The organism is Paenarthrobacter sp. MSM-2-10-13, assembly GCF_011605365.1.
Lineage (GTDB): Bacteria > Actinomycetota > Actinomycetes > Actinomycetales > Micrococcaceae > Arthrobacter.
In genome coordinates this window covers 119,693-140,717 of the sequence record NZ_JAAOXO010000011.1, presented here as the reverse complement: position 1 = coordinate 140,717, position 21,025 = coordinate 119,693, and the positions used below count along the sequence as shown (strand labels likewise).

Sequence of the window (21,025 nt, the reverse complement as noted above, 5' to 3'; positions counted from 1 at the left end):
CCCCACCCACACCCGTCAAGGAGCATTCCATGAAGCACGACGTGACCATCGAGATCCCCAAGGGATCGCGCGTCAAGTACGAAGTTGACCACGAAACCGGCCGTGTCCGCCTGGACCGCGTCCTGTTCACCTCCATGCAGTACCCCACGCACTACGGTTTCTTCGAGAACACCCTGGGCGAAGACGGCGACCCGTTGGACGCATTGGTGCTCCTGCAGGACTTCGATCTCCACCCGGGCGTCATTGTTGAGTCCCGCCCCATCGGCGTGTTCAACATGACCGACGACGGCGGCGGAGATGCCAAGGTCCTCTGCGTTCCCGTGGACGCACGTTTCGACCACATCCAGGAAGTCAGCGACGTCAGCGAATTCCTGATCAAGGAAATCGAGCACTTCTTCACCCGCTACAAGGACCTTGAGCCGGGCAAGTGGGTCAAGGCTGAAGGCTGGGGCGACCGTGCCGCTGCCGAAGCCGAGCTGGAAGCTTCCATCAAACGCTACGTCCCGGCTGCCGGACACTGATTCTTCCCCAACCGAGTCGCAGTTAAGCGCGTTTTGAGCGGTCAAAACGCGCATTAATGCGACTCAGTTGGGTCCCGACGGCGGTTGGTGCGGTTCCTGCGAACCGCACCGGCCGCCGTCGTTCTTTTTTATGCACATGGGCATGTCTCCCCATCGCGGCAGCTCGCAGGTCCCTTTAGGCTGGGACGAGACTTTTCGATGCTTGTTTACAGGGGGTTCCACATGGCTGGGTTCTATGGCGCGGACATAGCGCAGCTTCGCAGTCTGGCAGGCGTGATGGGCAAAGCTGCCGACGCCATCAGCCTGCAAAGCACACAGTTGTCCAACGCGATCAACTCCACCACGGCATGGCAAGGCCGCGATGCCACCGTGTTCAAGGGTGATTGGAACTCCCAGCACCGGCAGAGCCTGGTCAAGGCCGCCAACATGCTCCGTGAGAACGCGAGCCAGCTGAAGAAGCACGCCAACCAGCAGGAATTCGCCAGCCACAATGACGGCTCCGGCACCTCGGTGGGTGTTCTCAAGGACGTCTATGACACAGCAATGGGCGTCAAAGGACTGGCCGCCCCGCTGTGGACGGCGTACAAATACCTCAAGCTTGGCAACGCCGAATGGGTGAAGACCCGCGAAGTCCTGACCAACTGGCGGGCAGGCGGGACCGTCATCCGGGACGCCATGACCGCGCTGCGCAACGGTGAGAAAGTCACCGACGTCCTCAACGACGCCAGGGCCAGCATCCCCTACAGCCAGGCATTCCAGGACGCCAGCAAGTTCTCCAAAGGCCTCCGGATAGCCGGAGCGCTGGCGGCACCGCTGAACATCGTTGGCGGCATCAGCGACATGATCAACCCCCAGCACGACGGCTGGCGCGGCACCGGCGACCGCGTGGCCGGCGGCCTGTCCGTCGTGGGTGGCGTTGGCAGCATCATGCTCATGACGGCCGGTGGCGCAGCCCTGCTGGGCCCGATCGGTGCGCCGATCGTCATTGGTGCCGGAATCGTTGCCGGCGCCTGGGCTCTGGGCAACCTCGTGGCCGACAACTGGGACTCCATCAGCAACTTCGCCCGCAACCCCGGCAGCTACATTGCCGACGGCGCCAAGGAGGTGGCGGGCTTCGCGAAGGACGTAGGCAGTAAGGTGGCAGACGGGGTCAGTGACGCCGCCAAGTCAGTCGGAAACTTTGTCGGAGGGATATTCGGATGACCACCAGCACCATGAAATGGACCCAGCGGGACATTGAGGCCGCAGCGAAGGTCCTGGCTTCGGCCAGTGCGATCGGAGCGCCATTGCCCACACTGACCGATGAAGAGATTGTGGCACTGGACGGCGTTCAGCACGAACAGCTGGTGGCCCTGCCGTGGCTTTCGGCCCAGGACGCCAGCAAGGAGCTCATGTGCGCTATTGCCCTGCGCGGCCTGCTGGCCAAGGAGATCGTGTACCCGGTGGTCTTCGAGGGCGAAACTGAACCCTCGCGACTGCACGCCACCGAGGAAATCACGGGCGCACTCACCCTCCGCCGCAGCGGAAGCAGCATCGTATCCGTGGAGCGCACCGTCTCCACCGGCAAGCGTTGGCTCTACAGCTACCTCCACGACGACGGCGTACTGCTGGAGGAAGTGGACGAGAGCGGACTGCACGGCTTCACGGTGATCACCCGCGAACAACTGGTACCGCGCCTGGCGGAATTCGTGGACCCGGAAAAGGCTGCCGCGCACGACACGGACCCTGCCCTCTACACCGAGGCCCAGTTCGAGGCCCACGCAGCCACAGCCTTGGCTGACACCCAAGCCGCAAGCAACGTGGTGGCATTCAACTCCGACACCAACGATTTCCCCACCGTCACTGTGTATACCGGCCCGTCGGGCGTCCACGTGCTGACTCCTCGTGTGGAGGGCGCGCCGGAATCCGATCTGCCGGAGCAGGGCGGAGCCGTGACCTTCGAGTTGCAGGAAACTTCCGCCCCTTCCTTGGCCCGCGTCCTGGGCGGACTGGCCGGGATGGCCTGACGTTCCGGTCCTGACGTTCCGCTCCAGAACGTGCCGCCCAAAGCCGCATCCCGCCGTCGAGCTGAAAGCCCCTCATGAGCACTCCTAAACCCTCAACTTCCACCGGCTTGGTGGATTCGCTGACCGGACGCCCTGTCCGCCGCCACACGGACACCGGCGCGTACTTCGTTAAGGCCAGCGGCACTGCGCACTTCTGGGGCCGTGTGTTGGATGCCGTGGTGTTCCTGGTGGGCTACGCGGTCCTGGCCGTGATCGCCGTAGTGATCCGGGAGGCCATGATGAACAGCGGCTCGGCCTTGGGATACAACGACGGTTTGTGGCTGACGCTCTACGTGGTCCTGTGGTTTGTTGGGCTTTTCATATACGGCATGATCTGGGGATCCGTGGGCAGCGTAGGCGACGCCGCAGCCGGTATGCGCTCTGTGCGTATCAAGAACGGCACGACGGCGGGAGCCTGGTTGGGCGGTTGGCGCGCCATCTGCTGGTCTTTCTTCCCGTTCTTCGTGGTGATGCTCATTGCCTCCGCCATCAGCGGCGGCGGAGATGACACCTGGGACCCGAAGTTTGCAGCCATGGACCGGCGCTCGGGAATCGCGCAAGGCCAGCAGCCCATCCCGGACCCCAAGGTAGCGGCGGCAGAGCAGGCGGCCGCCGCAGAGCGGCAGAACCTGCCCAACCTCTACGGCCAGCGCCCGGATGCACGGCCGTAACTGGCTGGTTCGCCGGGTTGAGCGCAGGCTCGGCCCTGAACTGGGGCGGCTCCGCTATGTAGCCTCCTCGCGCAAGATCTTCTGGAAGGTCCTAATCCCCTGCCTTGTTGTGGGTTTCGTCTTCGGAACGGTTGCTGAGTTCATCAGTCCCATCCGCTCCACTCGGGAGGCCGGACACTTTAACGATCCCGCCTTCTTTGCGTTGACGAGCATCCTGACCGGCCTGCTGCTGTGGACCATGACCTTCCTGGGGAGCTTCCGCAAACTCTTGGTGTTTGATGCCGGGGTGGTGGCCAAGTTCTCGCAGAAACACACCACTTTGGTGCTCCGCTGGAATGACGTGGTGCCCGGCAGCATCAAAGCTGTCACCACCACCGATGGCACCGACCCAGATCACAGACTCGTGGCACGCAGCAAGGTTTCTCTGGGCGCCGGAGGCCAGTTTGCGGTGGTTTTCCGGGCCCGCGACACCTTCTGGGTCTTTGCCTCCAACAACCACCCCGCCCCTTTGGTCCTAGCCATCCAAGGGGCCATGCAGGACGCCGGAATACCCGACGCCGCGCGGGCGGCGGCAGGTGCGCTGCCCGCCGTCGTACTGACGGGACAAACGGCGCTTGACTGACCGGTTTGACTCACCAGTGGGCAAATTTGGCCCTTGCAGACCGACTACCAGCCGGTAGCATGTGATCCACTATGTTCACTCTCACCATCAACCAACGCGACAGTCGCCACGACGGCGATCTTGTGCCGCAATTGCTCAAGGACCTGCGGCACATTCCTGCGCGGCTCGACTTTGACCGCTCGGTTGAAGACGAGGTCCAAGGCATCGTGGAGTGCAGCCATCAAGCCGTGGAGACGGCCCTGATCGCGCTCCGTACGGGCCAGTGGTACGTGGGTATCGGGGTGGGGCCCATTAACGAGCCCTTGCCCAACCTGGTCAAAGACGCCTCCGGACATGGCCTCGTTTACGCCCGCAGGGCGGTGGACCGTCTTCGCAACGGCAAAGAACGTGTTCCCGTGGCAGTGGACGGCCCCCTTGCCGCCCTCGCTTCAGAGGCTGAAGCCGTGCTGCGACTCCTGGGGCACATAGTGCAGCACCGGAGTGCAGCGGAGTGGCGGGTGTTGGATCTGCTCACCCCGGGTGTCCGGGGTCAACAGCGAGCCGTTGCCCAGGAGCTCGGCATCACCACTCAAGCAGTCAGCAAGGCGCTGGCGCGGGCACAGTGGGCAGAGGAACACGCCGCCCGTCCCGCAGCGGCCCGTTTGTTGCAGATGATTCTCGAAGTTCGCTGACTGACCAGGAGGGCCCATGCCGTACACCGTTGATTTCAAGACTGTATCCACAGTCGGCTTGGAATCGTCGCCGGTAGCCGAGGCTGCAGCTGGGTTGCGCGCCAATGAGGCCCGCTACTTCCACAATAAGTACAACCACGTATTTGAGGTGAGCCCGGCAAATGAGGTTCCGGACGTGGTGGACCGCGTCAGCCGGATCCTTCGCGAAGAACGCGACCTGGTCATTGAGTCCCGCCCCCTGGAAGCCACTGCGTTCCAGGTTGAAGACCTTCATATGGCCTACGTCTTTTACGAATCAGGCCTGGCCATCAACGTGATGTACAGCCTTGAAGACGGGAAAAGGGCGGTTGGTTTCAAGCTGGCCGACGGGATGGAGGTCCCTGCCGAGTTGGAAGCGAAGTTCAAGTTTGCCCGGCAGAAGTCAAAGCTTGCCGGGACTATCCGGGGTTCCTACTTTGTCATCAAGGGTGAGTACCCACCCACCCCTGCATAACCCAACTGAGTCGCAGTTAAGCGCGTTTTGAGGGCTCAAAACGCGCTCTGCTGCGACTCAGTTGGGTCAGCGCGGGAAGTTACTGGTTGCTGATGTTGTCCTTGGCGGTGCCGGCGCGGTCCTGCACGTCAGCGGCAGCTGCCTGGCCTTCGTCCTTGACGTTGGCCGCGGCTTCCGTGGCGCTGTCCTTGACGTTCTGCATGGCATCCTGTGCTGGCTCGCGCAGGTGCTCGGCAACTTCCTGGGCCGCGTGACTCAACTCATCGGTGAGGGGCTGAGCTGCGTCCTTGACCGCTTGGGCAGCTTCGCGTTCCTTTTCCGAAGCCGGGAACAGGGAGGACACCAGCAAGCCCGCGCCGAAAGCGATCAGGCCGGCCGCGATCGGGCTGCCCTGTGCCTTGCGGGTGATGACCTGCGGGGCGTCCCCGATGTCCGAGACTGCACCGGAAACATTGCTGGCCACACCGGAAACAGCGTCCCCGGCTCGGTGTGCAGCGTTCCCGGCAGCATCACTGACGTCATCGCGGGCGCCGAACACAGCGGTTTTGATCTTGTCCACCCGGCGGTTGACGATGTGCGACGGCGTGACCTTGTCAGCCACGGCGTCAACGTTGGTACTGAGCCGCCGGCGAGTTTCTTCGATATCGGCGCGCAGGGCGTCGGGGTTCTGCGTCATCGTGTCTCCTCAGTGTTCGGTTTCAATGCGGGGGGTATTTCTTTGACCGTCTCAGCGGTCTGGGGCATGCCTTTGATGGCGTTGAGTTCCTTGCGGCCCTTGGCAGCCAAAACGGCTGCGACGATTCCCCAGATGACCGCGACGATTACGGCGGACCACCCGAGGCCAACAAGCTGGCCCAAAGCCCACCAGAGGGCAATGGACAGGAACAGCACGGTGATGTGGCCGGCGTATGCAGCCCCACCCAGCATCCCTGCGCCCTTGCCTGCCTTGGTGGCGGACTCCTTGAGTTCCGCCTTGGCCAGCTCCACTTCCTGACGCATCAACGTTGAAACATCACGCGTCAGGTCGCTCAGGAGCTCACCCAGGGGAAGGGTCTCCGCCTTCATGTGCGCTTCTGTGGGAGGTAGATCGGCGGAACTGCTCATCGGTGACCTCCATACTGGGGGTCATCGGGGTGAAGCGGTCCTGCCAGCGGGTCGCCTTGGGCCTTAACGCCGCCAGCCTCGGTCTCCGGGTAAGGGAGCGTGGACCCGTCGTAGCCACCGGTGGTTCCCGCGTCGTAGCCGGTGGTGGTGGCCGAACCGTATCCGGCGGTGGTGGCCGTCGGTCCGGGGAGGTCCACCGCCGGCGGACTCACCGCACCCCCCTGGGTGGGGTAGCCCTGGGTGGGGTAGTACGCGGCGCGAGGCGTCTCCGTGGTGGCTGGCACGCCGCTTGTGGAGGCCGCATCGGAGGCGTTGCCTGCCATGCCCCGGCCCAGGCGGCCGGCAAGGATGCCCGCACCCGCAGCGATCATGAGGAAGGCTCCCGGCTTGCGACGTGCGAAGCCCTTGACTTCATCCAGCAGCGATCCTGGATCTCTACCTTCCAGCCACTGGGCAATCGAGGAGGATCGCTGCGCCGCCTGCTGGACCAGATCGGTTGCTACGCCACCGTTTTCAGTCGAGTTGGCCATGGTGGAAAGTTCGTCGGAGATGGACCGCAAGCCTTCTGCAACACGCTGCTGCTGGGCCTGAGCCTGATCGGCCAGCTCACCCTTGGTCTGCGTCAGCAGTTGGCGGGCGTTGACCTTGACTTCGTGAGCCACGTGACCGGCCTCGGTCTTGGCGGTGTCCACGACTCCGCCGGCAGCCTCACTTACGGCGCCTGCGACTCCCGCAGCTTCTTCCTTGGCAGTATCCACCTTGCCTGAGCTGGCGGAACCTGAGCCCGTAGGGGTTCCACTGATTCCCGTGGTTCCTGCAGTTTGGGTCTCACCATCGGCCGAGTCCAAGTAATTTCCCGTGAACGGTTCGGTGCCTACATGGGCACCGGTGGTTGGCGCCGCGAAGCTTCCGTCCTGCGGCGATTTGCTCTCAGTCATTATCGCTCTCTTTCCACAGTTGGCAGGCTGCGGACAGCAGCCGGGATAGTAAGTATCGTTACTATCAATGGGTGTGTACCCGCTTGACCCGGTTCTAATCGCCTGAATCTGCAAAAGATGCCGTGACCCACTTTCGCCACTATTCGCTCGACACGGGAGGACAGACCTGTCAACGTTGGTTTGATGAGCCAATTGCCCAATAGGCGACGGCTGATTCCCGCGCTACGAAAAACCGTGACCCGCCACCGCCTCTTGTTTGCCGCCAAAACGGCTGTTGCAGCCGGACTGGCCTGGTACCTCGCACCGTTTATGCCCGGACCGGCCGCCGAATATCCGTACTACGCACCACTGGGCGCCCTGGTGAGCATGCACCCCACAGTGGCCGACTCCGCCAAACATGGCCTACAGAGCCTGGCAGGGTTGGTGCTGGGCATCGGCATGGCCTTCGCCATCACCACCGTGGCCGCCCCTACTGCCCTTGCCGTCGCGGTGGTGGTGGGACTCGGCGTTCTCATCGGCGGCCTTCCCCGGCTTGGCACGGCTTCCGAGTGGATTCCCATGGCCGCACTGTTCGTGCTGGTGCTGGGTGATTCAAATGCGGAGGGATTCTCGTTCGCCTATGTCCTCCAGATGGCCCTGGGCGTCAGCGTTGGATTCGCGGTGAACTGGCTCATATTTCCGCCCCTTCACCTGGATGACATCGATCCCGCCATCGCGGGGCACCAAGGCGCGTTGTCCCGCCAGCTCAAGGACATGGCCCGGGCCATGGAAGAGTCCTGGCCACCAAACCATGAGGCCTGGGCAAGCCGCAGCGACGAACTTTCACTCACGGCAGCCGGCGTCCGGACGGCGGTGCATCAAGCTGAACTGAGCGCCAAAGCGAACCCCAGGTCCCGCCGTCGTGCAACCCGCCTGCCCAGCGACCTCGCCGGTCTGCGCACCCTGGAACGCCTTACCTTCCACGTCCAGGACATCACCGACGTCCTCGCCAGCGCCATCTGGGAGGAGGGGGCAGGGACGGTCATCCCGGATGCCGTCGTGGGCCCCCTTTCGGAAGCTTTGGAGTCCGTGGCGGCGGTGGTCGATCACTGGCGCGACGCCGAAAACGGTGAGTTGGCCAACCGTCTGGCGCAAGCGAAGGACAGCATCGGCTTACTCAGCGACGCCGTGGCCGAGGCCGCCGCTGACCAATCCCCCGTCAACGCGCCGGCGTCCGTGGCCATGAGCCTGCGCCGGATCCTGACCGTGGTGCTGTCTGCCGAATAGGGCTACCGCGGCCTCAGCGGAGGAGACGCCTCCCGCCCCTTTCCTGCGCCGAGTCCATCCAGCATTTCTGTCAGTGACTCCAGCGCAGAATGCGTGGGCGACCAACCCAGAAGAGCGTGCGCCCGGGCGGTGTCCATGATTGGTGCGTTGGCCGCCATGTCCACCCAGCCGCCGTCGGTCACCTGCAGGCGGAGTCGCCAACTGACCTCGACGACGGCGCGGAGCACCGGCAGCGGGAACGGCATCACCCGCCGGGCGTTCATAATCCACGCCAAGGCGTTGGGGTCGATGACTGGCTCGGCGGCAATGTTGAATGCGCCTTGCGCTTTGCGCTCCACCACTCGCCAGTAGGCATCGGCGACGTCTGCCGTGTGGACTGCCTGGAACACCATCTCTTTGGGGACGGCGAGGAACGGCAACCAAGGCTTACGCGGAACCAGCCGGGGCAGAAACCGTCCCAGGAAGTAGCGGCCAACCTCGCTCCCCGCACCGGCACTAAACATCAGCGCCGGGCGGAGCCGTGCCACCACAATGCCGGGGTTTTCCTTGGCAAAACCATCCAGGAGCCTCTCCTGCGCCGCCTTGTCCACGCTGTAGTGCGAGCTGCGGATCCCGCCGGCAGGCCAGTCTTCCGTGGTTCGTTGGTCCTTGGGGGCAGGGGAGTAGGCTCCCACCGATGATGCGCACACCACGTGTCCCACTCCGGCCTTGCGGGCGGCGGCCAACACGTGGGCTGTCCCGGCTACATTGGTCCGGCGGAGCATCTCCCGGTTGTGGTTCGGCTGGATCAGCCACGCCAGATGAACCAGTGCATCGGCCCCTGCCAACGCTGCTTCCAGGGCGGGTTGATCCTCAGCGGCACTGATGTCCAGGGTGTGCCACTCGACTCCGCGATACGGGGCGGCGTCCTGATCAGGTTGCCGCCGGACCACACCCACCAGCTCCAAGTCCGCGCCCTCTTCAGAACGTGCCCTCTGGAGCCGTTTCAGCAGTTCAGTACCGCCGTGTCCTGTTGCACCGATGATCACAATACGCATGTCTGCTTCTTCCTCAGGTCTGCGGGGCTTCGCCCGTGGAACGGATGCGTTCCAGGACCGCTGTGGTGGAGTGTTCGGGCACGTAGTCCAGGATGGTCACCGTGCCTCCGTAGCGTTCCACCGCCTCGGTTTCCTGGAGCATCTCCGGTGTGTAGTCGCCGCCTTTGGCATAGACATCCGGCCGCAGGAGATCTATGAGCGGTATGGGCGTGGGGGTATCAAAGACCGTGACATGGTCCACGCAGCTGAGTGCCGCAATGACTGCCGCCCGGTCCGCTTCATGGTTGACCGGCCTGTCCGGGCCCTTGAGTTTCCGCACGGAGGAATCGCTGTTCAGCGCCACCACCAGCACGTCACCCAGTTGCTTGGCCTGGTTGAGGTACCGGGTGTGGCCGCGGTGGAGTACATCGAAGCAGCCGTTGGTCAGCACAATCCGTTTTCCCTGCCGGCGGTGCTCGTCCACCTGACGGGCCAAATCGGCGTCCGTCAGTGCTGTATCGGCGAATCCCCGCAGGTGCTTTGCCAGTTCGACGGTGGTGCAAACGGAGGTACCTGGCCGGTGGACCACCACATCGGCGGCCGCTTGAGCCAGGTTCACGCTACTGGTCAGCGGCATTCCCGCGGCCCGGGCGATAGTCAACGCCGCCACGAACGTATCGCCGGCACCCGAAGCTTGTTTCTCCGCCTGCGGCCGCGCCCAGGTCCGGTGGGTAGCCGGCTTTTGCAAGGTGTCGTTACGCCGGATCGTCAAGGTTCCCTCGCGGTCCAAAGTCACGACGACGGCGGCCGCACCTGAGGCGCGCAGGAGCTGGTCCGCGTGGGCTTCCACAAAGGGACACCTGGCAGCGCCTCCGGGAAACTCGGTCCCCAGCAGCCCGGCGGCCTCCTGCGCATTCGGGGTGGCGAGGTCCGGCTTGAGCCCGGCCCATCGTCCTGGATGGTGGGCGTCCACTACCAGCAGCGTGTCCTGCCGGGCATTGGCAGAGCCTGCTTCATTGGAATCCGGGCCGTCGTTTCGGGGACCCAGGTGATCGAAAATTGCGTCCCGCACCGCACCGTCCAAAGCCCCGGCTCCGTAGTCGCAGAGAACCACGGCTGATGAGCCGCGGAGGGCTTCCGGGACAGCAGCGGCCATTTGGCGGAGGCCATCAGCGGGGAGCTCCTTGGAGGCATCGTCCAGGCGCAGCATCACCTGCCCGCCGCTGCTCACCCGGAATTTGGTGGTAGTTGTCATGCCTGCATGGGCGACGACGCGCGATACGTCCACTCTCGCCGAGCTGAGCCGCTCCAGGAGCGTGTGGCCTCCGGGGTCCTCTCCCACCAGTGAAACAAAGCGAACGTCCGCCCCCATCGCGGCGAGGTTCATTGCCGTATTGGCGGCACCTCCCGGGGCGAAATCGCGGCGCTGGACCTGGACCACAGGGGCCGGGGCTTCGCGGCAGAATCGGTCTATGGTTCCATCCCACCAGCCATCCAGAATGGAGTCTCCGATGACCGTCACAACAGGACGTTCCTCGGCCAAGCGACCCGGCAACCAGTCAGCCAAGCCTTCTTGATTGGCCAGGCCTTCTTGATTGGATAGGCGTGCCATGGGGTACCTTCCGATTGGGCTCACAGTTTCCTGTTCCCCTCAGGTACCCCGCGGCGCGGGCTTCACACGCTGAGCCCGGGAGTTTCCGCCCGGAATCACTACGGCCCCGGAGCTACGGAAGAACCAGCCCGAAGCACAGCCAGCGAAAGGAATCACTCCATGGAGAAACCGCTGACGACTCCGAGCCCCGGCGTGGGTCCAATCCTGGAAAAGTTCAATGACGTCAAGCGAATTGCGATCCTCAGGGGCGGTGGTTTGGGTGACCTGATCTACACCTATCCCGCCCTCTCTGCGTTGAAGAACGCATACCCCGCCGCCACCATCACGCTCTTGGGCACACCCATCCACGCGGCAGTGGTGGCCGCAACGGAAGGTCCCGTTGACGACGTCCAGATGTTGCCCGTGGCGCGCGGCGTCCACGACGGTCCACGGAACGGCGAGCGCTTTGAGGACGATGCGGAGGATATTGCGGCGCAGGAGGCCTTTGTAGAGGCGATGCGGGCCAAGGAGTTTGATGTTGCGTTCCAGATGCATGGCGGCGGACGCTTCTCCAACCCTTTCCTGCTCCGCCTTGGTGCGCGCCACACAGTGGGCACGCGCACCAAGGACGCGGATCGGTTGGAGCGGAATCTGGACTACGTCTACTACCAGAACGAACCGGACCGCTGGCTGGAGCTCGCAGGTTTGGCCGGAGCTCCGCCGATCATCGCTCCTCCCCTTCGCCCGCTACCGGAACATCAAAGGAACATCGCGGGATTCAGGGACCCTCAACGGAGGTCTTTGGTGGTGGTCCACCCGGGTGCCACCGATCCGCGAAGGCGATGGCCGGCGTCGTACTTCGCTGAAGCAGTGGCCGCAGCAGCAGCCGAAGGGGCGCAGGTGTTGATAGTGGGTGACCGCTCAGAGAAGGCCTTGGCGCAGGAAGTGGCGGAATCGGCGGTCCGGAGTCTCACTGAGGTGGACAGCAACGCCGTGCGCTCCGTGGCTGGCGAATTGGACATTGGAGACTTGGCTGCGCTCTTGGCGGACGCCACGGTGATGCTCGCCAGCGACAGCGGTCCGCGGCACCTGGCGCAGGCGTTGGGGACGCCTACGGTAGGAATCTTCTGGGTAGGCAACGCCCTAAACGCCGGTCCGCGCGGTCGGAGCCTGCATCGCGTCCACATGTCCTGGGTGACGCGCTGCCCGCGTTGTGGCTCGGACGTCACCCAAGTTGGTTGGACGGCACCGCATTGCGGCCACGACGACACCCTTATCAGGGGCATCGCCGTGGCCGACGTTGTTCAGGACGTCCTGGACCTTAGGGCCACGAGCCTTCTTCTGCGGGGCAAATAAGGAGTTCGCGGACCTCGCTGCCGAACGGCTGGGAGAGGGCGAACACCACGGCCTGCGCCACGTTGGCGGGATCGTTGAGCTTGGAATCGTCCTGCGGTTTGTATTGTTCGTCGCGGTCATCGAAGAAGTGCGTTTTCATGCCGCCAGGGATGATGGTGGTGACGCCGATGACTCCCCCTGTTTCTGCGGCCAAGGCCCGACTGAAGCCGATCACTCCGAACTTGGAGGCGCAGTATGCCGTGGCATCAGGCAGCGCCCGGAGCCCGAGTGTGGAGGCGATGGTGATGGCCCGGCCCCGGGATCCCTTGAGGTACGGCAAAGCCGCCCGGATGACGGACACGGTGCCTAGGAGGTTCACTCCGATGACCTTCTCCCACTCCTCTGCCGGAACGTCGCCCAACTTGCCACAGCGATCAATGCCTGCGGCAGTGACCACCCCGTCCAGGCCGCCCAGGGTTTCGGCGGCCTCTTTGACGGCAGCTTCCACTGCTTCGCGGTTGGAGACGTCCACTTCCAAGGCTTTGGCGCCGGAGACGTTGCTGACGTCGCGGTCGAAGACGAAGGGTGTGCCGCCGGCGTCGCGGATGGCTTCCACGATCGCAGCGCCAAGTCCGGAGCCGCCTCCAGTGACGATGACGCGGCCGGGTGTTTGCGTGTTCATGCGGTTCCTCTCGGTGATGGGTGATTGGTCAGCTGACCTTGGCAAGCGCTGCAGCCAAGCCGCTGGTGGAGCGTGCCGGGTGGAAGGGCACTGTCACGCAGCGCCCTCCCCAGTCCGCCACCAGGCGGGCTTCCGGCAATTCTTCGGGCGTGTAGTCGCCACCCTTGACCCAGATATCGGGCCGGATTTCGCTGAGGCAGGCTTCGGGGGTGTCCTCGCCGAAGACCACCACGGCGTCAACGCATTCGAGTGCCAGCAGCAACTCCGCCCGGTCTTCGACGCTGACGATTGGCCGGTGTGCGCCCTTGAGCCGCCGGACCGATTCATCGGAATTCAGGCACACGATGAGGCAATCGCCCATGCTGCGCGCGGCAGCCAGCGTCCGGGCGTGGCCGGCGTGGAGGAGGTCGAAGCACCCGCCAGTGGCCACCACCGTGCCTCCTCTGCTCCGCACGGCCCGGGCCAGTTGGACGCCGTCCGGATGCAGGTCACCGGGGTCCACCACTTCAAGACTCTTAAGTTCGACGACGGGACTCGCCGGGTTCCCGGAAGTTGACGCCGCCGCTTCGGTCACCACCGCCAGCGATGCCGCTCCGCCCGCTGCCAGGAATGCCGACGCATCCTCCACTGCCTTGGTGGCAGCCTGCGCGAGGCCGAGCCCGAGCCCCAAGTACACGGCGAGGCTCGCGGCGAGTCGGTCGCCGGCCCCGCAAGGATCACTGACAGTGGTCCTGGGTGCGGGGAAGCCCTGCGCCGCGCCATCGGCGGAGAGCAGGAACGCCCCGCCTGCACCCTTGGTCACCAGAACGGCGCCGCTTCCCCACTTTTGGAGCAGGTGTTGGCCAGCTTCTTCGGCACCGGTAGGGGACGGGTCCAAGCCTCCCGCTTTGGCAGAGGTCAACGCTTCGGCAAGGTTGGGCGTCACGACGGCGACCCCCTCCACGGGTTGGGAACCGGCAGGATGCGGGTCCCACACCACAGGGACGCGCTTGGCAGTATCTATGAGGGCGGAACGAATCTCGGCGCTGGCGGCGATTCCTCGGCCGTAGTCGGACACCACAATGGCATCCGCCGAGGCAATGGCATGGAGCATTTCTTCCGTACAGGCCGGGACGGGAACCGGCGCGCATCCTTCGTCGAACCGGACCATCGGATGCGTCCCGATCCTCACGCGCGTCTTGGTGGGCGTCGGGGCGAGCGGGGCTCCGGCGAGCACAGACACGCCGGTCAGTGCTCGCCTGAGGTGGCTGGCGCCGTCGTCGTTCCCCAACGCGGTGACCAGCGCGACGTCGTGGCCGTCGCGCGCGAGCACGGTAGCCACCAGACCCGCGCCACCTGCACGACGCCGGATGTCGGCCACGTCCACCACCGGCACCGGCGCGTCGGGGCTGAGCCGCGTGGCGGTCCCGTTGATGTCGACGTCGAGGAGGACATCCCCAACCACGGTGATCCTCAAGGCTGCCGCCCTCCGAAGGATTTCAATGCCGAGCCGGCCCGTCGGGCTACCTCGGCATCAAAGGCCCGGCACACGGCATGGATAGCGATGAGGTGTCCTTCCTGGGCATTCGCGGCAATAGCGTCCACGGTGATGGCCTGATCGCTGGCATCGGCAAGAGGGTTGGGACCGGCGCCAGTCAGCGACCACGTAGAGATGCCGCGTTCTTTGGCGGCCCGCACTGCCTTGAGAAGATTGGGGCTGCGGCCGCTGGTGGAGAGCAGGATAAGAACATCCCCGGCGCGGCCGTGGGCCCTGACTTGGCGGGCGAAGACTTCCTCAAAGCCGTAGTCGTTGGAGAGTGCAGTGACGGCGGAGGACTCTGCGTGGAGCGAGATCGCGGAAAAGGGCGCGCGCTCCTCGTCGAACCGGCCCACCAGCTCGGCGGTGAGGTGTTGCGCCTCAGCAGCTGAACCGCCGTTGCCAGCCGCCAGCAACCGTTGCCCGGATAGCAGCCTCTTGGCGAGTTCGGTGCCCCACTCGGATAAGCGTCCCGACTGCGAGCGCAGGGATTCCAGAGCGGGCAGGACGTTGTCCAGGTGTTTGGTGACCTCGGCGATGTGGTTGGAATTGCTGGCGTCCGGGGACCACCGGGCAGGCACGTTATCCGGGAGTGCCGACGGGAGGGTGGATTCTTGGGCCATAAGGCCTTTGATAGTCACAGTGCCGTTCCTTCCAATGGTTCCAAGCGTTCGCCGGCTTGCCGGGACAGTCCTGCCGCCAGAACGGATCGGTAGGCTTTCTCGGTGTCTGCGGCGATGCGTTCCCAGGAGTAGCGGTAACGGGCCCGCCGAGCACCGGCACGGCCCATGTCGGCGCGAAGATCAGGATCTGCCAGCAGCTTTCCCAGCGCCTCGGCCAAGGCTTCGGGGTCACGGGGCGGGACATGCAGTCCGGTCTTCTGATCCACCACGGTTTCCCGCAGCCCGCCCACAGCTGCTGCCACCACAGGCACGCCGCAAGCCATGGCTTCAAGGGGCACGATGCCGAACGGCTCATACCAAGGAGCACAGACCACGGCGTCGGCGCTGCGGAAAATTCCGGGCATCGCATCCCGCGGGACCTGGCCACGCATGCTCACTTTGTCCTCGACGCCAAGTTCCTTCGCCAAGGTATGGAGGCGCTGGGCTTCCGGGTCTTCTTCAAGCGTCAGGGCGTCACCGGAACCGCCCACAATCAGCAGTTCCACGTCGTTGAAGCCCGCCTCTGCCAGCAGCGGCAGGGATTGGATGATCAAGTCCACGCCTTTGCGTTGCACCAGGCGTCCCACGCTGAGGATGCGATGCGTGCGGGACTTGGTTTCGGCGTCGGACGTTCCCGGGAACAACGTGAGATCCACACCGCAGGGTGCGACTGAAATTTTGGACCGGCTGATGCCAAGGGCCTTGAGTTCGAAGACCTCATCGGGGCACGTGGCGATGACCCAGTCCGCGGTGCGTCCTACCCACGGTTCCAGCCATTCCCGGGCCGGCGGGCTGGTGTCCGCGGCCCCTTGGTGGCGGCGTTTCACCGATCCGAGGGCATGGAAAGTCTGCACCACTGGCACGGGATCCGCTGCTTGTGCCCGGCGGGACGCTTGGATGGCAGCGAGTCCGGACATCCAGAAGTGAGCATGCAGCACGTCCGGCAGGTGGCCGGCCCAGTCTACGCAGATCCCGTCTGCCAGCTCTCCCATGTACGGCAGGAGATCGTCTTTGGGAATGCGCCGGGCCGGACCGGCATCCACGTGAACAACGCTGAGTCCCGGCCCAACCTGCACCTTTGCAGGTAGATCGGGGTCATCGCGCCGCGTGTACACCGTGACCTGATGGCCGCGGTCTGCCAGCGCTGAAGACAACGCCGCCACGTGGACGTTTTGCCCTCCGGCGTCAACGCCTCCCAAGGCGGCCAACGGACTGGCGTGTTCGGAGACCATGGAGATTTTCATGGGTGCGTCCTCTCTGTGTGGTGGCGGCGGGCACCTTGGGGGAGGTCAGCCAGGAGTCGGTCCCAGGCGCCAAGAAACGTGTCCAGCCCATAGCGTTGCAGCGCGGCCTCGCGGGCCACCATGCCCATGGCGTAGGCGTCGTCGGGGTCATCCAGCAGCCGCCGGGCGAACCTCTGGAGATCGCCGACGTCGTTGGAAACCAAGCCTGCACCGCGCGGAATGGCGCGGCTCGCCTCGGTGGTGGCTAGTGCCAGGACGGGCATGCCAAGGTGCATGGCTTCCAGCAGCGCCAACCCGAGCGAGGTCCAGCGCAGGGGATGAAGGTACAGGCGGCAGCGGGCAAGTTCCTGGTGGAGTTTCGGGGCGGGGACGTCACCGGCGATGCGTAGCCTTTCCTCGCTGAGGCCGAATCCCTTGAGGTTCAGTGCTTCGGGCAGGGCCTCTGTCCCCATGCCGAAGACCCGCAGCGGCCCCACACCGGAAAAGCCCGGGAGCAGGTCCGTTCCCGTGACCCGCCCACGCCGGACAGGCTCGTTAACCACCACGCCCATCTCTTCCTGCTCCCCCGTGTACAGGTGTCCGGGGTCCGGGATGCCGTGCTCAATCACCGTGGTGGTTGCCGTTCCCGTGTCCCAAAAGAGTTGATTGAAATGGGTCACGTGGACCACTGGAATGGCGCCCTGGTCCGCCAACGGGTGCAGCGTGAATGGGACGTCGCCCTTGGGGGTGTTGTGTTCCAGGTACACGGCCGCGAGGTCAACGCCGGGGCTGCGGCCAAGGGTTCGGGCAACTGCTGCGATTTCTTCCGGCCGCTGAAGGACAACAGCGTCCACACTGCCAGGGTCCAGGGTTTCCAAGTCCACTTCCTGCGCGGGGGCAGGCCACTGACGGCCGCCTCGCCCCAAACCCCACGCGCCGCCGTCGGACGTTTTCGGCAGCAGGTACTCATGCCGGCCGCGGACGAATGCCTCCATCCACCCGCCGTGGACGTGCCACACCAGGATCCTCATGGCTTCCACACCTTTCGTCGGGTGGACAGCGATGACACGCCTCCCAGGAGCCGTTCAACAGCTTCCACAACCTGTTCCGGGGTCACTGAGCTCAAGCAGGGATGCCCGGCGACAGGGCAAACACGGGCACGGGAGTTCTTGCAGGGCGCCTCCTGGTCGCCCAGCAGTTCCAGCGGGACGCCGTACGGTGCCCATCGGATGGCTGGAACCACCGGGGCGAACAGGCACACTACCGGCGTTCCCACCGCTGCCGCCAGATGGGCGGGACCGGTATTGCCGGTGACTACGACGGCGGCTCCCGCCAGTACCGCTGCGAGCGTCCGGAGCTTGGTTCCACCGCCGAGGTTCCGGGCGGCGGGGCCGGCCACCGTTGCCGTGAGCGAAGTTTCGTCCGGGCCTCCTGTCACCACCACCCGGTGCCCGTACGCCTCCAGGAGTTCCACAGCTGCTGCGTGGTGAAGTGCGGGCCATGCCCTTGCCGGTGCGGCAGATCCCGGATGAACCACAATGTACCGGCCCTCATCAGCCAGCTCATCAGCCACACCTTCAGGGTCCTCGCCGGTGGTGATGCGAAGCTTCCCATCATCTCCGTTGGGCAGCACATACCCGCCGGCCTCCGCGATGGTGAGCGCCCGGATCGCTTCCGGTTGATCCTCCGGGAAATCCTCGCCAGGTTTGAGCCGGACATCCAGGAGCGAGCCCGCGTAGTCCGTTGATGCACCCGTGATTTTTTTGACGCCGGCCAGGCGAAGGAGCATCGCCAGCGGAAGCGGGGACTGGTGGAAGGAGGTAAGAATGACCGCTTCCTGAATCCGCGAACTGCGGACAAACCCGATCAAGCCCCGGGTCATCTCATCCGTGACAGGCGGCGCGGGATTCACAATCCACGGGCACGCCCACGTGTGCACTTGCGTGACTCCTGGCAGTAGCTCCGCTGCGCTCGATCCTTCGGGACCGCAGAGCAGAACCACGTCATTGGGTCGGCTGCCATCGGGGCGGCTTCCGTTCGCCACGGCCCGCAGGGCGGGTCCGGAAAGGAGGACATCGCCCATACTGTCCAGCCGGGCTACCAGGACGCGGCTCATACAGGGGCATCCTGCTCGTCCAAGGTCCGGGCTATAGTCCGGTCCGGATTTCCGTCCAGAGTCCGGTCCGGAGTTCCGTCCAGAGTCCGGTCCGGTGCCTCCGTCAGCAGGAGCTCCACCGCATGGCCCAGGTCCTCCGCAACACGGTGGGCCGCCTCGATCTCTTCGCGCCGCGTGACTTCCGTTGGCACCAACACAGCCTTGACACCCGCAGCAGCAGCCGCCTCCATGTCAGCACCAATGTCGCCAACGAAGGCCGCCTCCTCCGGGCTGATACCCAGGTTGTGGCAGGCGTCCAGGATCATTCCCGGCCGGGGCTTGCGGCAGGCGCAACCGTCCTCTGATCCGTGTGGACAGAACTCCCACACGTCGAACGGTCCCAGTAACTGATCCACCCGGTGGTTGACGGAGTGCATCTGCTCCACGGTCAACAGCCCACGCGCCACGCCCGACTGGTTGGTTACCACTCCCGTGGCCAGCCCTGCCTGGCGTACTTTTTGCAATGCTTCACGGGCACCATCCATGGGTCGCACCAGCTGCGGATCGCCGTTGTATGGCACGTCAACAACCAGTGTTCCGTCGCGGTCAAACAGGACCGCCTTCAACGTTACGGTTCCTCCCATACCCGCAACGTTCCCCGGTTCTCCCGGCGCTAAACAATGCGGCCCCGAGAAGTTTCCTGCAGCTAGACTCCTAGCGGGAGGCCTCCTTGGACACAGTTTTGGACAGTGACGAGAACAACCATCAGCCGGTGCTGCTTGCCTTGCGTGCCCTGAAGTTGGGGGACCTACTGGTTGCCGTCCCGGCACTGCGGGGCTTGCGCCGGGCGTTCCCCGAGCACCGGATCTTGTACGCCGCGCCTGCATGGATTGCCGAGGCTTTGGAGTTGGTGGGCGGCATTCACCACCTGCCAACCCCAGGGCTCGATGACCCCCTGACAGTTCCCCGGGGCGCTGTGGACATCGCCGTGAACCTGCACGGAAACGGCGCTGAAAGCCGTTTGCGGATTGACGAACTCCAAGCCACCCGGGTGGTTTCGCATGCTTCACACGGCACTGAAGGACCTGAATGGATCACCGGCATACCGGAGCGCGAGCGCTGGACGAGGCTGCTCAACTGGCACGGTATCGACGCCGATCCCCTGGACTATCGGCTGAACCGTCCCGCGGTTTCGTCGCCGCGTCCCGGCGCCACTGTGGTGCATGTGGGGGCGGCCTATGGCAGCAGGCTGTGGCCGGTGGAGCGGTTCGCTGAGGTTGCCGTGGAACTTGCCGCGGGCGGGCACGAGGTAGTTCTCACAGGAGGCACGTCCGAGCGCGGGCGCGCTGAGGAGACCGCAGCGTTGGCCAAACTCAAAGGAGTAGATCTCGACGACGGATTGCTGGCCGGTCGGCAAGGTCTCGCAGAATTCGCGGCCACCATCGCCGAAGCCCGCCTCGTGATCTCAGCAGATACCGGCGCGGCGCATCTCGCGTCCGCGTATGAGCGCCCCTCGGTAGTGCTGTTCGGCCCGGCGCCCGCCGAAGAGTGGGGGCCGCCGCCCGGACCGCACGTGGTGCTGACCGCCGTCGAACTCCGCCGCGGTGATGTGTTTTCAGCGGATCCCGATCCGGCGCTTTTGGCCGTCAGTGTCCGCGACGTTGTGGACGCAGTGGAGAGGCTGCGCTGTTAGAGACCCGCTTCCGGCGGTAACCCGGGTTGTCATTCCAGGCTTCTAGGGCGCCGTCCCGTCCTGCAGTTGGGCTTCTTCGTCCAACAGTTGTGTTTGGAGGGACACCAGGATTTTGGAGAGCTTGCGCGACACCTGCATCTGCGACATTCCCAACCCCTCCGCGATGGTGGACTGCGTTTCCTCCCGGTAATAGCGTCGGTACAGCAAGTGCCGGTCCTCAGCGCTCAGGCCGCGGATGGCGTTGCGGAGAGCCAGCACGTCCTCCAGCCGATCCGTGGGGCAGCCGAACGCTGAAAGCGATCCTTGGAGACCATCACGCCCCTCGGACGCGGGCACATCGAGGGAATCCGGACGCTTGCTGGTGCCGGCCATGAGTGCTTCGCGGGCCTGGCACGGCTCCAACTGCAAATCTTCGGCCACCTCCTCCGGAGAGGGGGTGCGTTGGAGTGTTTGGGTCAATTCCTCCGTCCGGGCCAGCACTTGGCGCCGGACATCCTGGATGATCCGTGGTGGGCGGACCACCCAGCAATGGTCGCGGAGGTAGCGTTTGACTTCACCCGCGATGGTAGGTGCGGCGTAAGCGGGAAAACTGCCCCCTTTTGCCTCGTCATAGCCGCGCGCCGCCTTGATGAGGCCCATGTACGCAACCTGCCTGACGTCGTCGAGGTCGTGAGTGTGGGCGGAATATTTGGCGGCTATGGACTTTGCCAGATTGAGGTGGTCCAGGACCAGGCTGTCCTGAAAGCTCTGGCGGATTCTGCCTTCCGGCGCTTGGGTGGGGGGACGTGTGGGGACGCCAAAGGGTGGGATCTGTCGCATGGGGCTTCAATCCTCGGACCTGCTGGTTAGGGTGAGCCCACGGCAAGACTCCTTAAAAAGAG

Annotated in this window: 23 protein-coding genes; 10 read left to right on the top strand and 13 right to left on the bottom strand. The window is 64.7% G+C overall.

The features are described 5' to 3' along the window. Positions 1-29 precede the first annotated feature (29 nt). The 7 genes from HAV21_RS18445 (at position 30) to HAV21_RS18415 (ending at position 5,023) form a co-directional block, all read left to right on the top strand. A complete protein-coding gene (locus HAV21_RS18445; protein WP_039239147.1) occupies positions 30-521 on the top strand; it encodes an inorganic diphosphatase in 492 nt (163 codons plus the stop codon). Positions 522-743: 222 nt separating this feature from the next. Continuing rightward, positions 744-1,724, top strand: coding sequence for a hypothetical protein (locus tag HAV21_RS18440; protein WP_166842693.1), 981 nt, complete (start codon positions 744-746; stop codon positions 1,722-1,724). Further along, the gene (locus tag HAV21_RS18435; protein ID WP_166842692.1) at positions 1,721-2,527 is read left to right on the top strand and encodes a hypothetical protein; all 807 of its coding nucleotides are present in this window, start codon (positions 1,721-1,723) and stop codon (positions 2,525-2,527) included. The genes HAV21_RS18440 and HAV21_RS18435 overlap by 4 nt, the downstream gene beginning before the upstream one ends. A gap of 74 nt (positions 2,528-2,601) precedes the next feature. Next, entirely contained in the window at positions 2,602-3,237 is a 636-nt protein-coding gene (locus tag HAV21_RS18430; protein WP_166842691.1) for an RDD family protein, read from the top strand. Continuing rightward, on the top strand, positions 3,224-3,859 hold the full coding sequence (locus tag HAV21_RS18425) for a hypothetical protein (RefSeq protein WP_166842690.1): 636 nt from the start codon (positions 3,224-3,226) through the stop codon (positions 3,857-3,859). Before HAV21_RS18430 ends, HAV21_RS18425 begins: the two co-directional genes overlap by 14 nt. A 71-nt stretch (positions 3,860-3,930) precedes the next feature. Next, positions 3,931-4,530, top strand: a complete 600-nt coding sequence (locus HAV21_RS18420; RefSeq protein WP_142937197.1) for a hypothetical protein — start codon at positions 3,931-3,933, stop codon at positions 4,528-4,530. Between the two features lie 16 nt (positions 4,531-4,546). Next, positions 4,547-5,023, top strand: coding sequence for a phage tail protein (locus HAV21_RS18415; protein ID WP_142937198.1), 477 nt, complete (start codon positions 4,547-4,549; stop codon positions 5,021-5,023). Between the two features lie 79 nt (positions 5,024-5,102). On the opposite strand, the gene HAV21_RS18410 is transcribed toward HAV21_RS18415, so the two are convergent. From HAV21_RS18410 to HAV21_RS18400, 3 genes are read right to left on the bottom strand one after another with little or no spacing between them, the layout of a single operon-like run. Next, a complete protein-coding gene (locus tag HAV21_RS18410) occupies positions 5,103-5,699 on the bottom strand; it encodes a DUF3618 domain-containing protein (RefSeq protein WP_142937199.1) in 597 nt (198 codons plus the stop codon). Beyond that, a complete protein-coding gene (locus HAV21_RS18405) occupies positions 5,696-6,127 on the bottom strand; it encodes a phage holin family protein (protein ID WP_166842689.1) in 432 nt (143 codons plus the stop codon). Before HAV21_RS18405 ends, HAV21_RS18410 begins: the two co-directional genes overlap by 4 nt. Then, on the bottom strand, positions 6,124-7,065 hold the full coding sequence (locus HAV21_RS18400; protein WP_208097091.1) for a hypothetical protein: 942 nt from the start codon (positions 7,063-7,065) through the stop codon (positions 6,124-6,126). The genes HAV21_RS18405 and HAV21_RS18400 overlap by 4 nt, the downstream gene beginning before the upstream one ends. A gap of 183 nt (positions 7,066-7,248) precedes the next feature. Here HAV21_RS18400 and HAV21_RS18395 point away from each other — a divergent pair, with 183 nt between their 5' ends. Continuing rightward, a complete protein-coding gene (locus HAV21_RS18395; RefSeq protein WP_243753372.1) occupies positions 7,249-8,331 on the top strand; it encodes an aromatic acid exporter family protein in 1,083 nt (360 codons plus the stop codon). A 2-nt stretch (positions 8,332-8,333) separates the two neighbouring features. Here the strand turns inward: HAV21_RS18395 and HAV21_RS18390 are convergent, their stop codons facing one another. Together HAV21_RS18390 and rfaE2 are read right to left on the bottom strand one after the other, a co-directional pair. Beyond that, positions 8,334-9,368, bottom strand: a complete 1,035-nt coding sequence (locus tag HAV21_RS18390) for an NAD-dependent epimerase/dehydratase family protein (protein WP_166842688.1) — start codon at positions 9,366-9,368, stop codon at positions 8,334-8,336. A gap of 13 nt (positions 9,369-9,381) precedes the next feature. Further along, entirely contained in the window at positions 9,382-10,959 is a 1,578-nt protein-coding gene (gene rfaE2, locus HAV21_RS18385; RefSeq protein ID WP_166842687.1) for a D-glycero-beta-D-manno-heptose 1-phosphate adenylyltransferase, read from the bottom strand. Between the two features lie 159 nt (positions 10,960-11,118). Here rfaE2 and HAV21_RS18380 point away from each other — a divergent pair, with 159 nt between their 5' ends. Next, positions 11,119-12,294, top strand: coding sequence for a glycosyltransferase family 9 protein (locus HAV21_RS18380; protein WP_166842686.1), 1,176 nt, complete (start codon positions 11,119-11,121; stop codon positions 12,292-12,294). On the opposite strand, the gene HAV21_RS18375 is transcribed toward HAV21_RS18380, so the two are convergent. The 7 genes from HAV21_RS18375 to HAV21_RS18345 are packed head-to-tail and all read right to left on the bottom strand — an operon-like array spanning position 12,260 to position 19,095. Further along, entirely contained in the window at positions 12,260-12,955 is a 696-nt protein-coding gene (locus tag HAV21_RS18375) for an SDR family oxidoreductase (protein WP_011772894.1), read from the bottom strand. The genes HAV21_RS18380 and HAV21_RS18375 overlap by 35 nt on opposite strands. Positions 12,956-12,983: 28 nt before the next feature. Then, positions 12,984-14,411, bottom strand: coding sequence for a PfkB family carbohydrate kinase (locus tag HAV21_RS18370; RefSeq protein WP_166842685.1), 1,428 nt, complete (start codon positions 14,409-14,411; stop codon positions 12,984-12,986). Continuing rightward, positions 14,408-15,094: an SIS domain-containing protein gene (locus tag HAV21_RS18365; RefSeq protein ID WP_166842705.1), complete on the bottom strand. Its 687-nt coding sequence runs from the start codon at positions 15,092-15,094 to the stop codon at positions 14,408-14,410. The genes HAV21_RS18370 and HAV21_RS18365 overlap by 4 nt, the downstream gene beginning before the upstream one ends. A 14-nt stretch (positions 15,095-15,108) precedes the next feature. Further along, positions 15,109-16,377, bottom strand: a complete 1,269-nt coding sequence (locus HAV21_RS18360; RefSeq protein ID WP_166842684.1) for a glycosyltransferase — start codon at positions 16,375-16,377, stop codon at positions 15,109-15,111. Continuing rightward, a complete protein-coding gene (locus HAV21_RS18355) occupies positions 16,374-17,387 on the bottom strand; it encodes a glycosyltransferase (protein WP_166842683.1) in 1,014 nt (337 codons plus the stop codon). Before HAV21_RS18355 ends, HAV21_RS18360 begins: the two co-directional genes overlap by 4 nt. Continuing rightward, positions 17,384-18,472 (bottom strand): glycosyltransferase family 9 protein, encoded by a 1,089-nt coding sequence (locus tag HAV21_RS18350; RefSeq protein WP_166842682.1) that lies wholly within the window; start codon positions 18,470-18,472, stop codon positions 17,384-17,386. Before HAV21_RS18350 ends, HAV21_RS18355 begins: the two co-directional genes overlap by 4 nt. Next, on the bottom strand, positions 18,469-19,095 hold the full coding sequence (locus tag HAV21_RS18345) for an HAD-IIIA family hydrolase (protein WP_166842681.1): 627 nt from the start codon (positions 19,093-19,095) through the stop codon (positions 18,469-18,471). Before HAV21_RS18345 ends, HAV21_RS18350 begins: the two co-directional genes overlap by 4 nt. A gap of 86 nt (positions 19,096-19,181) precedes the next feature. Here HAV21_RS18345 and HAV21_RS18340 point away from each other — a divergent pair, with 86 nt between their 5' ends. Further along, positions 19,182-20,144, top strand: a complete 963-nt coding sequence (locus HAV21_RS18340) for a glycosyltransferase family 9 protein (RefSeq protein WP_166842680.1) — start codon at positions 19,182-19,184, stop codon at positions 20,142-20,144. A 42-nt stretch (positions 20,145-20,186) separates the two neighbouring features. On the opposite strand, the gene HAV21_RS18335 is transcribed toward HAV21_RS18340, so the two are convergent. Beyond that, positions 20,187-20,963, bottom strand: a complete 777-nt coding sequence (locus HAV21_RS18335) for a sigma-70 family RNA polymerase sigma factor (RefSeq protein WP_166842679.1) — start codon at positions 20,961-20,963, stop codon at positions 20,187-20,189. Positions 20,964-21,025: the final 62 nt, after the last annotated feature.

Bases quoted from the DNA above. Each gene is read 5' to 3' on its own strand.
- HAV21_RS18445 (WP_039239147.1), top strand. From the start codon at position 30: ATGAAGCACGACGTGACCATCGAGATCCCCAAGGGATCGCGCGTCAAG.
- HAV21_RS18440 (WP_166842693.1), top strand. From the start codon at position 744: ATGGCTGGGTTCTATGGCGCGGACATAGCGCAGCTTCGCAGTCTGGCA.
- HAV21_RS18435 (WP_166842692.1), top strand. From the start codon at position 1,721: ATGACCACCAGCACCATGAAATGGACCCAGCGGGACATTGAGGCCGCA.
- HAV21_RS18430 (WP_166842691.1), top strand. From the start codon at position 2,602: ATGAGCACTCCTAAACCCTCAACTTCCACCGGCTTGGTGGATTCGCTG.
- HAV21_RS18425 (WP_166842690.1), top strand. From the start codon at position 3,224: ATGCACGGCCGTAACTGGCTGGTTCGCCGGGTTGAGCGCAGGCTCGGC.
- HAV21_RS18420 (WP_142937197.1), top strand. From the start codon at position 3,931: ATGTTCACTCTCACCATCAACCAACGCGACAGTCGCCACGACGGCGAT.
- HAV21_RS18415 (WP_142937198.1), top strand. From the start codon at position 4,547: ATGCCGTACACCGTTGATTTCAAGACTGTATCCACAGTCGGCTTGGAA.
- HAV21_RS18410 (WP_142937199.1), bottom strand. From the start codon at position 5,699: ATGACGCAGAACCCCGACGCCCTGCGCGCCGATATCGAAGAAACTCGC.
- HAV21_RS18405 (WP_166842689.1), bottom strand. From the start codon at position 6,127: ATGAGCAGTTCCGCCGATCTACCTCCCACAGAAGCGCACATGAAGGCG.
- HAV21_RS18400 (WP_208097091.1), bottom strand. From the start codon at position 7,065: ATGACTGAGAGCAAATCGCCGCAGGACGGAAGCTTCGCGGCGCCAACC.
- HAV21_RS18395 (WP_243753372.1), top strand. From the start codon at position 7,249: ATGAGCCAATTGCCCAATAGGCGACGGCTGATTCCCGCGCTACGAAAA.
- HAV21_RS18390 (WP_166842688.1), bottom strand. From the start codon at position 9,368: ATGCGTATTGTGATCATCGGTGCAACAGGACACGGCGGTACTGAACTG.
- rfaE2 (WP_166842687.1), bottom strand. From the start codon at position 10,959: ATGGCACGCCTATCCAATCAAGAAGGCCTGGCCAATCAAGAAGGCTTG.
- HAV21_RS18380 (WP_166842686.1), top strand. From the start codon at position 11,119: ATGGAGAAACCGCTGACGACTCCGAGCCCCGGCGTGGGTCCAATCCTG.
- HAV21_RS18375 (WP_011772894.1), bottom strand. From the start codon at position 12,955: ATGAACACGCAAACACCCGGCCGCGTCATCGTCACTGGAGGCGGCTCC.
- HAV21_RS18365 (WP_166842705.1), bottom strand. From the start codon at position 15,094: ATGGCCCAAGAATCCACCCTCCCGTCGGCACTCCCGGATAACGTGCCT.
- HAV21_RS18360 (WP_166842684.1), bottom strand. From the start codon at position 16,377: ATGAAAATCTCCATGGTCTCCGAACACGCCAGTCCGTTGGCCGCCTTG.
- HAV21_RS18355 (WP_166842683.1), bottom strand. From the start codon at position 17,387: ATGAGGATCCTGGTGTGGCACGTCCACGGCGGGTGGATGGAGGCATTC.
- HAV21_RS18350 (WP_166842682.1), bottom strand. From the start codon at position 18,472: ATGAGCCGCGTCCTGGTAGCCCGGCTGGACAGTATGGGCGATGTCCTC.
- HAV21_RS18345 (WP_166842681.1), bottom strand. From the start codon at position 19,095: ATGGGAGGAACCGTAACGTTGAAGGCGGTCCTGTTTGACCGCGACGGA.
- HAV21_RS18335 (WP_166842679.1), bottom strand. From the start codon at position 20,963: ATGCGACAGATCCCACCCTTTGGCGTCCCCACACGTCCCCCCACCCAA.